This window comes from Pedobacter sp. (genome assembly GCF_035566355.1).
Classification (GTDB): domain Bacteria; phylum Bacteroidota; class Bacteroidia; order Sphingobacteriales; family Sphingobacteriaceae; genus Pedobacter.
On the sequence record NZ_DATMRL010000126.1, the window covers coordinates 1 to 8696 of the forward strand.

At 39.5% G+C, this 8696-nt stretch carries 5 protein-coding genes and 1 pseudogene; 2 read left to right on the forward strand and 4 right to left on the reverse strand.

The features are described from left to right. Nucleotides 1–504: pseudogene (locus VNZ46_RS04945) on the forward strand (SusC/RagA family TonB-linked outer membrane protein); the annotation flags it as partial. An 11-nt stretch (nt 505–515) separates the two neighbouring features. Then, a complete protein-coding gene (locus tag VNZ46_RS04950; protein WP_325559019.1) occupies nt 516–2135 on the forward strand; it encodes a RagB/SusD family nutrient uptake outer membrane protein in 1620 nt (539 codons plus the stop codon). Nucleotides 2136–2197: 62 nt separating this feature from the next. Here VNZ46_RS04950 and VNZ46_RS04955 read toward each other — a convergent pair whose 3' ends face one another. The 4 genes from VNZ46_RS04955 to VNZ46_RS04970 form a co-directional block, all read right to left on the reverse strand. Next, on the reverse strand, nt 2198–5248 hold the full coding sequence (locus VNZ46_RS04955) for an efflux RND transporter permease subunit (protein WP_325559020.1): 3051 nt from the start codon (nt 5246–5248) through the stop codon (nt 2198–2200). Between the two features lie 15 nt (nt 5249–5263). Further along, nucleotides 5264–6298 (reverse strand): efflux RND transporter periplasmic adaptor subunit, encoded by a 1035-nt coding sequence (locus VNZ46_RS04960; protein ID WP_325559021.1) that lies wholly within the window; start codon nt 6296–6298, stop codon nt 5264–5266. Between the two features lie 18 nt (nt 6299–6316). After that, entirely contained in the window at nt 6317–7669 is a 1353-nt protein-coding gene (locus tag VNZ46_RS04965; RefSeq protein ID WP_325559022.1) for a TolC family protein, read from the reverse strand. 127 nt (nt 7670–7796) lie between these two features. Beyond that, nucleotides 7797–8411, reverse strand: a complete 615-nt coding sequence (locus tag VNZ46_RS04970; protein WP_199083077.1) for a TetR/AcrR family transcriptional regulator — start codon at nt 8409–8411, stop codon at nt 7797–7799. Nucleotides 8412–8696 lie beyond the last annotated feature (285 nt).

Below are 8696 nucleotides of genomic sequence, written 5' to 3' on the forward strand. Positions count from 1 at the left end.
TTTGTTGGAAATGTTAATCCTAAATACCTGCTAAGTTTCGGTAATAACCTGCATTATAAAAACTTTAACCTGAGTTTCTTGCTGGATGGCCGTTTTGGAGGTAATGTAATGTCAAATACGGAAATGAAACTGGATAATTATGGCATGTCACAAAGAACAGCTCAAAGCCGTGACAACGGTGGCATGAAGTATAATAATAACGATATTACAAAAGATTATTATCAAACTATTTCAAGCCAATTGTCGCCAACCTATGTTTACAGTGCAACCAATATCCGGCTGCGTGAGTTAGCATTTGGTTACAGCATGCCAGCAAAGGTATTCAATAATAAAATTCAAAACATTCAATTATCAGTAATTGGAAGAAATCTATGGATGATTTATAATAAAGCTCCATTTGATCCTGAAGTAATAACCTTAACCGGAAATGGATTCCAGGGCTTTGAAAACTTTTCTTCGCCCAGTCTTCGCAGTATAGGTTTTAGCTTAAAAGTTACTTTATAATATTAAGAGATATGAAATATTTAAATAAACTCACGAAGCGTAGTGCAATTTTTGCAGTGATGCTTGTAGCGTTATTTAGCGCTTGTAGAAAGGATTATGATCTGTACAATACGAATCCAAATGCATTATCTGATGCCGATTTATTAAAAGACAATACAGGGGCCGGCACATTTATACCAACCATGCAGGTTAACGTTTTTTATAATCTTCTGGACCAGAATTATATTTATCAGATTCAACAGAATTTAAATGCAGATGCATTTTCCGGATATTTTTGCCCGGTTGGTTTCGATGGCCAATTTAATGCAAATTACAATTTAAATGTAGGTTGGAACCTTTGGCCTTTTAAAGTTGGCTATAGTGGGATTATGGGGAACTGGAAAAAACTCAAACAGTTTGCTGCTCCGCAAGTAGGTGCAGTTGGGGATATTCTAAAGGTAGAAGGTATGCACAGGGTTACCGATATTTATGGTCCTATCCCTTATAGCAAATTCGGAACAAATGCGTTAACCACACCATACGACGATCAGAAAACTGTATATAACTCATTTTTTCAAGATCTTGATAATGCAATTAAATTATTAAGTGACTATGTCGTTAAAGTACCCAATGATAAGGCTTTGAGCAAATTCGATTTGGTATACAATGGCGATTATAAGCAGTGGATCAAGTTTGCAAACTCCTTAAAGTTAAGATTAGCTATTCGCATCGCTTACATAGATCCTTCTCTCGCTAAAACAAAGGCAGAAGAGGCAGCAGCATTGAGAATTGATGGTAAAGAAGCGTTCTTAACTACGCAGGCAGACAATGCCTTAGTTATTGGAGGCAAAGGCATTACAACATCCAATGGATTATATATTGCTGATATTTCTTACAAAAACTCGCGTATGAATGCCTCTATAGAGTCTATACTAAAGGGATATAATGATGACCGGTTAACAAAATACTTTCAGTCTCCAGCAGATATAGCTGGTGATTATAAAGGTGTCAGAGCTGGGGCACCAACAAAAGGCCTGGGTTATGAAACAAAATTATCATCAGTTAATTTAACTGAATCCAGTCCTGTACAGTATATGTGTGCTGCTGAAGTTTCATTTCTACGTGCAGAAGGTGCCCTGAGAGGTTGGAATATGGGAGGCACGGCACAATCATTCTATGAACAGGGCATACGTTTATCGTTTGCACAATATGGCGCAAATGGTGTAGACGCTTATATTTCAAATGATACTGGTACGCAGGCGACTTACGCTGACCCATTAAACAAAACAGCCAATAATGTGTCTGCAGGTTCGCCATTATTAAGTAAAACAACCGTTAAATGGGATGAAGCTGCTTCTAAGCAAATAAAACTGGAGAAAATCATTACTCAAAAATGGATTGCAATTTTTCCAGATGGCCAGGAAGCCTGGTCAGAATTCAGACGTACGGGTTATCCCAAGATATTTCCTGTAGTTAACAACGCAAGCGGTGGCCTTATTGATACAGATATCCAAATCAGAAGACTACCATTTTCTGATGATGAGTACAAAAAGAATACAGCAGAGGTACAAAAAGCAGTTTCCTTACTTGGTGGAGGTGCAGATAATGGCGGTACCAGATTGTGGTGGGATATCCCGAACAAAAACCTATAATGAGACCAAAATCACATAAAAAATAAATAGGGCCCGTTGAGTTATAACTCAACGGGCCTTTTTTACTCATGCACCACAACTGGCGGCAACAACTTATACATGACCGGTGTCACCAAACGGGACAGTAAAGTAGAACTGATCAAACCGCCAATTAAGACCAGTGCAAGTGGCGAATACAATTCACTATATTCAATCACCAAAGGCAATAACCCGCCAATTGCAGTTAAAGAGGTCAGCAAAATAGGGACAAACCTAATCTCACCTGCTTCTACAATCGCATCTTCTATACTTCGTCCCTGTGCTCTGAGTTGATTGGTGAAATCTACAACAAGCAAGGAATTTTTGACCTCAATACCTACCAGGGCTATAAAGCCTATTGTGGCAGTAAACGACAACGTTTCTCCAGCAAAATAAAGCATAATCAGGCCCCCAACAATTCCCAAAGGGATTACCGAGAGCACAATCAGAATGCTCTTAAAGGTTTTAAACTCCAGGATCAGTACACCTAAGAATCCAAATACCGTAACAATAAGAATGATACCCAGGTTTCCAAAACTCTCTTCTTTACTTTCCTTCTCGCCCGCAACTTTAAAAGAAAAACCTTTAGGAAATTTAAACTGGTTTAACTGTGCTGTAATCTGCTGGTCCAGTTGCTGTACATTATAACCCGGTTTTACAAATGCGGAAATGGTTACATATCTGTCTTTATCGTAATGCCGGATCTGATTAGGAGAACTTTCAAATCCAACAGAGGCTACATTTTTAAAAGGTATGTTCAGACCCGAAGCAGATGGGACATACAAACGGTCAAATATGCTCACATCCTGAATGTCCGCATTTCTTGGAATAGAAACATTCACATTATAGTTATCTGCCTTCCCTATATCCTCCCGGTAAGTGGCTACATTTAATCCTGCAGCTCCAAGCCTCACTGTTTTGTCTATATCTGCAGAAGCAACACCAAGTATTCCCGCCTTCTCTTTATTAATAGTTACTTTAAGATCAGTTGGTTTAACTAATAAAGGATTATTCACATAGATGGTCCCATCAACCTTGCCGATCAGGGCAGCCACATCAAAAGCCGTTTTGCGCAAAGCAGCCAAGTCATCTGAATAGATGCGGTAAGCTAACGGCGCTTCTACAGGCGGCCCTTGTTCAAAGTCCTTCACCTTGATTGTAGCCCCCGGATAATCCTTGAGCTGTTGCCTTAATTTCTCTATCACTGCAACCTTTTCCCTTGTCTGCAAACCTTCAACCTGGATAAAGATTTCTGCATAGTTTTCACTCTCGTTATGCTGTCCAACATTATAATAAATCCTTGGGTTTCCCTTTCCAACGTTACTGGCAAAAGAACTGATTTCAGGTACTTTCTTTAGTACAGATTCCACATAACGGGTTACTTTATTGGTCGTCGCCAGGTTTGTACCCTCCGGGGTTTCGATCTCTACCAAAAACATCGGCTTTTCCGATTTAGGGAACAAACTACTTCCAATTACAGGTACTAAAGCCAGTGAAGCTATAAATATCCCTCCGATAATCATTAAAGTAATGGCCGGATGTTTTAGCGCCTTATTTAATACTGTTCCATAGGTGGTGTGAATTCCCTTTTTCATTGCCCTCAGCAGAAAATTCCCTTCCTCACTTTCATGCGGTTTAAGAATAATACTAGCCAAAAATGGCACTACTGTTAAAGAAACCACCATAGAAGCCAGGATAGTCGTAATAACCGAAAGTGGTAAACTCCTTATAAAATCACCCGCACCTTCAGGAAGGAACACTATTGGCAAGAAAGCAAAGATCAGCAATACTGTACATCCAACTACGGCAATACCGATCTGCGAAGTTGCCTTCACAGAAGCTTCCAGCTTACTATAGCCCATTCGCAAATAGCGTTCAATATTCTCAACCACAACGATACTATCATCCACGAGGATGCCCAGTGCAACAATCATACCTACAATACTGAGTTGGTTGATATTATAGCCCAGTAAATTCATTAAAGTTAATCCTATTGCCAAAGAAAGTGGGATGGAGATCATTACAACGACAGAGGCCCGGGTACCCAAAGGCAATAAAGTAATCAGTACCAGCAAAATAGCAATAGCAAAATCGCGGGTAAAATGTGAAAGGCGTACGTCAACACTTTTAGCCTGATCAAACACTTTAACTAAATCTATATTGGCAGGCAATTCCTTCTTAAATGCATCTATGACCGGGGCAACCTTATCCTGAACAGCGATAATGTTTTCCTTGTCCTTTAAGCTGGCATTCACAAAACTACACCTGTAACCATTTAGACGCGTAATATGGGTTTCATCCTCATAACCCAAATTCACATCGGCGATATCTTTGAGATAAACAACTTTCCCTTGTGCAGAATAGACCACTGTATTTTTTACTTCTTCCAGATTGGCAAAGTTTCCACTGGTTTTGATGTTCATTTTACTATTGCCAATACTGATGCTGCCCCCAGGTATATTGACATTCTCGCTTTGTAAAGCAGCTATTACCTGATTTTGGGTCAATTTTTCCTGAGAGATTTTCTGCAGGTTCAATTTCACATTTACCTGCTGCTCAGGAACACCTGCGTAAGCTACCTTTTTTAATGCCTTTATTTTTTCAAGTCTTTCTTTTAAGTCTTTTGCATATTTTTTCAGTGTAGTATTAGAAGCATTTTCACTCACCAGTGCATACTGGTATATACTGACATCAGAAGGCGTTTGCTTTTCTATCCGAATATCCACGATATCAGATGGAAGGCTTCCCCGCAAACTGTTGATCTCTCTCACCACCTCCTGGTATTTGTCATCCGTATTGGAGCTGTATTTGTAAATCACCTGCATTACAGCAAGTCCATCACTAATATTGGTGGTTACATGTTTAATATCGTCCAGTTCATGGATTTTCTTTTCCATTGGATCCACCACCAGTTGCTCCATATCTTTAGGGCTTGTTCCCGGATAAACCACCACCACAGTAAATTGCGGTGCATGTACTTCCGGATCCTCGCTTCTGGGCATGGTAAACAGAGAATACAGCCCAAGTGCAAATACGGCAATAAAGACAATGAGTGTAAACTGATAATTTTTTACTGCGAATTCAGGTAATTTCATCTTGTTGATCTTTAATTATTTAATGATTCTAACCAAAGAGCCTTCTGTAAGATAAGCCGATCCTTCTCTGATCACCTGATCTCCAGAAGTTAAGCCGAAGGAAATAAAGGCCTTATCTCCTTTCAAATAAGCGAGTTTAACGGCTTTCCTTTGTGCCTTTTGATTTACAGCTGTAAAGACATAAGCACTATCGTTTTTCCCTTCTATCAGCGCATCTACCGGAACAGAAAGTAGATCTGTTTTACCAGCAGGATAAATCTTCACTTTGGCAAACAGACCAGAAACCAGCTGAACATTACCTTGCTCCAGCCTAACTTCTACCTGATATAAACCAGAACCACTATCGCTTCCCTGAGCGAGGGTTTTGACCTTTCCTGAAAAGGTTTGACTGTAAGCATCAAAATGAATTTCTGCCTTCTCATTTCCACTGATCCTGGCCCGGTCTTTATCGGTAATGCCGCATTTAATCACCCAGTCTTTGCCTGCAACACTACTCACAAATAGCACAGGTGCACCACCTGCAACTTGTTCTCCCTCATTGGCCAGTTTTTTTAGTACAACACCATCTGTATTAGAGACAATACTGGATTGAGTGTTGTTAAAACGTGCAATATCTAATTGCTTCTTGGCAATAGCTAAACTGGTTTGTGTGTTTTCCAGCTGTTCCCGGGTACTTACACTGTCTTTAAAAAGATTGGCAATTCGCTGGGCATCTCTTTTTGCTTTCTGATAAGTTTCTTCTGCCTGGTTCATCTGCGCACTTACTTCAGTCATATTCAATAAGGCCAGTACCTGTCCTTTGCGAACATGGTCTCCTTCTTTTACCAGGATACGGTTAATGATACCACCTGTTTTAAAAGAAAGGTTACTCTGTTGTTCTGAAGACAACAGACCCGAAGTTTCCAAAGGTTCGCTTTCCTGCAGTTCATCTGCAGAAATAACTTTTACAGGAACTGCGTTGTCTGTTTTTTCAACTGGTTTTGGGTGTTTACAGCTGGTGAATATAGCCGTGCTGAGCATCAGCACAGCGAAATAGTTGATCTGTTTCATCTTTTAATTCTTTGTAGGTTAAAGTATATAGCTTGCTTTTGCTCTTTCTAGTTCTGTTTGTCTGGTTTGCACATTCAGGTAAGCAATGCTTTCTTTAAGCTGGTCGTTGATCAGCCTGGTTTGTGCATCCAGTAACTCCAGGTAAAGTGCCTGTCCTTCTTTGTACAGTCTTTGTTCATCTTTATAATATTGCAGTGAAAGTGCACTTTGACTAACTGCTGCTTTGTAAGATTGAAGTGCTGCTGTTAAGCGGTTCTGTGCCGTTTCTGTTTCCAACAGCAATTGTTGTTCTGCCTGGTTAAGTTCCGTTTCCGCAGTTTTCAAGTCCAACCTGGCCTGCTGTATCTTATTCTGATTTCGGTTTCCGGAGAAAATCTGCCAGGATAAGGTTACTCCAAATAGATAATAGGGTGTTTCGCGGTTCACTTTTATAAAATCGCCCTGGCTACCTAAATCCAGAAAGGTGGATAATTTTGGAAGTACGTGTGCTTTACTTAAGCCGAGGGAAAGCTGGTTAACTTGAGCCGCAGATTCTAACACCAGCAGTTCTTCTCTTTTCTGACCTTCAAGACTATCCTTAGGCATCAATAAGACAGGCCGTTCATCCACTGTTTCAATGTTGGAGTTTAGAGGCTTGTTCAATAGAAAATTAAAATAGGCGGCAGCATTGAGGGTCTGTGCTCTGGCATCCTCCTGCTGTGCACGAAGGCCGGCAACTTCATTCTCCGCACGACTGATAACTGTTCTGATGGCTTTGCCATTTTTAACCATCGCCTGGTTGATCCTCAAATTCTCCATAGCCAGGGCCAATCCGTTTTCCAATACCTTTTGGGCTTGTAAAGATTGCATATAACCATAATAAGCCAGCTTTACCTGTTTAACCAGTTCTCTTTTGTAAACCTTTAGCTGCGCTTGCTGCAAACTAATCTGTTGCTTTCTGATCCTGGAGTTAAATATGATCTCTGCATTATACAAAGGAAGTGTGGTATGAAGCTTTGCATCATAATAATTATTAGGGTTAAAGGTCTGGCTCACATTCTCCACCTGTGGAAATTTTCCCGAACTGGTCAAACTGTTTAAAGTACCGTAAACCGGATTCAATAAATCACCGATAGGGATTTCTATTTTACGTCCACCTCCAGATGTTAAATACGAGGTATTGAATTCCACGTCTGGCAAAAAAAGTCCTTTAGCTTCTTTTAAAGCATACAAGCTTTTTTGAAAAGCAAAATCCTGTTTATGCAAGCCAAGGTTGTTTTTTAAAGCTTCGTCCAGATAAGTTTGGAGAGGGGTTTGAGCAAAGACCTGCATGGGTATCCAATACATCAGAATAACCAGCAGGACTCTTTTTAATTTGAAAATTAACTTCATTTGAATCATTGTTTATAAAATGAACACTGTTTATTTAGAGCGGAAGGTTATTTGATTGTTACGGTTTTATTCAAAAAAATTATCATTGGTTATTTAGTGAACACTGTTTATTAAAACAGAAATTTTTTTAAGCTTTTATGTTTCTCATAAAATAATCCAGGCTTTGAAGTAATAAGTTCTCACTTAGGTCATCGTCCATATTTAAAGACTTAAATCTGTCACGGATACGTAAGGAAACCAGTCCGTGAACAAAGGACCATACGCTCATTGAAATGATATGTGGATCGCCGGTTTTGATCAGCTGCTGCTCCAGACATTCAGAGACCGTTCTAACAAGGTATTGAAAAGCATTGTCACCTGCATCCCAATTGGCATGACACTCAATTTCAGCAAGTGGAGCTCTCATAATAAACATCAGATCGTAGTAATCCGGATTTTCGACTCCAAATTTCAAATAGGTCTTTCCCATTTCGATCAGGCGATCGAAGGGATTTTGAATTTGGTTCAACAAGGTAAACTGCTGTCCCAGAAGCTCAAAGCCCTGTTCGTGGATCACATAAAAGATTTCATCTTTCTCTTTGAAATACAGATATATGGTTGCGGGACTGTATTCGATATCATCGGCAATATTACGGATAGAAGTTTTTTCATACCCCTGCTCCAGAAACAGTTTAGTAGCCGATTCAATAATCAGTTTTCTTCTGTCCAGCTTATCCCGCTCTTTTCTATCTTTTATTGCCATAATAAATAACACTGCAAATATAGTGAACACTGTTTAGTAAAACCAAACTATTCCAATAATTTTACAAAATAGGCTCCTGATTCACATCAGGAGCCTATTAACTGAAAGACAACAAATTTATTGACCAGCTATTTTCAACTGTTTACCCGCAATATCTTCCCACCTGTAATAATGAAAAGTCTTATCATCACTCATCACGACAAATAAACCATGTTTAAACGTTGCATTTAAGGGAACTGAAACTACATCAGAGCCATCACTATGGGAAGCCTGTACATTTGAGAT

What these genes read in the sequence shown, in the direction of transcription:
- VNZ46_RS04955 (WP_325559020.1), bottom strand. Translation starts at nt 5,248, where the DNA reads ATGAAATTACCTGAATTCGCAGTAAAAAATTATCAGTTTACACTCATT.
- VNZ46_RS04965 (WP_325559022.1), bottom strand. Translation starts at nt 7,669, where the DNA reads ATGAAGTTAATTTTCAAATTAAAAAGAGTCCTGCTGGTTATTCTGATG.
- VNZ46_RS04960 (WP_325559021.1), bottom strand. Translation starts at nt 6,298, where the DNA reads ATGAAACAGATCAACTATTTCGCTGTGCTGATGCTCAGCACGGCTATA.
- VNZ46_RS04950 (WP_325559019.1), top strand. Translation starts at nt 516, where the DNA reads ATGAAATATTTAAATAAACTCACGAAGCGTAGTGCAATTTTTGCAGTG.
- VNZ46_RS04970 (WP_199083077.1), bottom strand. Translation starts at nt 8,411, where the DNA reads ATGGCAATAAAAGATAGAAAAGAGCGGGATAAGCTGGACAGAAGAAAA.